Origin of the sequence: Psychromonas aquatilis, assembly GCF_038155185.1 — a bacterium.
Lineage (GTDB): Bacteria > Pseudomonadota > Gammaproteobacteria > Enterobacterales > Psychromonadaceae > Psychromonas > Psychromonas aquatilis.
This window is the reverse complement of sequence record NZ_JBAKAZ010000338.1, coordinates 1-220: the sequence shown is the minus strand read 5'-3', so window position 1 is coordinate 220 and position 220 is coordinate 1. Positions and strand designations below refer to the sequence as shown.

1 pseudogene is annotated in these 220 nt (G+C 38.6%); it reads right to left on the bottom strand.

Going from position 1 to position 220, the window contains the following annotated elements:
- Positions 1 to 220 (bottom strand): annotated as a pseudogene (locus V6256_RS15765) (Hsp33 family molecular chaperone HslO); the annotation flags it as partial.

Below are 220 nucleotides of genomic sequence, written 5' to 3'. Positions count from 1 at the left end.
TCGTGGTTTTCACTACTTGCAGGTAATGTTTGAATCAATAATCCAGCTGCTTGTTTAGGCGATGAATGACTGTCTGCAAATAAGCATATTTTAGTTGCAAGTTGCTCAGATTGGACAAAGTAAACCTCTAAACAAGCGGCCAATGTTGCTTATTCTAATGCCACTATGCCTTGGTAACGCTCTCCATTTTCAGGCGTGATTGTAATCATAAGATTACATT